Source organism: Kribbella albertanoniae (assembly GCF_004348455.1).
GTDB lineage: Bacteria > Actinomycetota > Actinomycetes > Propionibacteriales > Kribbellaceae > Kribbella > Kribbella albertanoniae.
On record NZ_SMKA01000524.1, the window covers coordinates 1 to 1,345 of the forward strand.

At 66.8% G+C, this 1,345-nt stretch carries 1 protein-coding gene and 1 pseudogene; one reads left to right on the forward strand and one right to left on the reverse strand.

Annotation, left to right across the window (positions count from 1 at the left end):
• A pseudogene (locus E1261_RS44765) lies at positions 1-799 on the reverse strand (hypothetical protein); the annotation flags it as partial.
• Positions 800-835: 36 nt separating this feature from the next.
• Here E1261_RS44765 and E1261_RS47235 point away from each other — a divergent pair.
• Entirely contained in the window at positions 836-1,129 is a 294-nt protein-coding gene (locus E1261_RS47235; RefSeq protein WP_420814106.1) for a DUF3140 domain-containing protein, read from the forward strand.
• The last annotated feature ends 216 nt before the right edge of the window (positions 1,130-1,345 follow it).

Genomic DNA, 1,345 nt, shown 5'->3' on the forward strand with positions numbered 1-1,345 from the left:
GGGGTGGGGGGTTGGTGCGCTGGTATTCGCGGGCTTGGGCGAGGAGTTCGTTGGTGAAGGCGGTGTCGGGCAGGATGCCTACCGCTTCGGCGCGGCGGGCTTGAACAGGGCGTTTGTCGCCTTGGCACAGCAGGGCGTCGGCGATCTCGTCGATCTTCGCCTTGTGCCGCCGGACCGCCCCCGAAGACGCCTTGATCACACACGTCTTCGTACCGTGCTCGTCGGACCGGCCGACCCAGACACCGCGCTCGTCGGTCTTCTCAGCCGCCTCGGCCTTCGCCAAGTCGGGGTCGGCGTGCATCTTCGCGGCTTTGATGATCTTGGCCAGCCGGGTCGGTGAGATCGTGTCCAGCAGGTGCGCGACGCGCTTGTCGACGTACAGCGCGGCCTCGAGTGACAGCTTCTCGCAGTCGCGGGCGAGGTTGCGTGCCTTCCAGGCCGTGACCTTCTCCGCCAGCACCCTCGCCCAGACGAACGGGAACCGGGCTCGCAAGGCCAGTGCGTTCGCGAGATAGTCCCGCGCCACTCCCGGCGAGACCCCCACCACCGCGCCGTACTCGGAGACACAGAACTCCATGATCGGTGGACAGCCGTCACCGCCCAGCACCACCGCACGCTCCCGGCCATCACTCGCACGACGCCCTGGGCGCTCCGGCGCCACGTCAGGATGGAAGCGATCGGCATACACGACAGCATGAACGAGGGACCGTGCAGCTGACCGGGATTCGGCCGCACGTTCCTCGGCGGCGGACTCCAACAAGTCGGCCGTCGAAAGCGGTGACAACTCTTCCTCGAACATGTATTCGACTATAGTCACGGAACGATAACGAGGCAAATCGCCCTTGCAGGCAAGAGAAATCGGGCGTGCTGGTGCCGTTCGTCACGGAGCACGTCGGCGACAGGGAAGACGGCGGAGGCCTCGCCGGATGAACGTGGCGACGAGGTCGGCGTGCGGGCGGTCGGCATCCTGGGCAAGCGCCGGGCGGATCTGACCGAGGACGACGTCGGCGTGATGGAGCAGGTGGTACGCCGGATCCGGCGGGAGCGCGGTGAGGAACTGGAGCCGTGCGCCGGGGACGCCCAGTGGCGGCACGCGCTGATGTCGGTCGGGCATAAACGACTCTCCTGACTTGATATGTGGGTGGTGCACCGTCACACCCATCACAACGTCCGAAGATCCGGAGACCACGCCCTCGTGACCACGCCCTCGGATCCTTCGGACGTTAGCCCGAGCAGGGATTAACGTCCGACGATCCGAACACCAGGCGCGCGTGTCCTTCGGACGTTGTGGGTACGGCGTTCTGCTGGGCTGCGTGCGGGTGGGCGGGGGTGCACTGCGGTCACC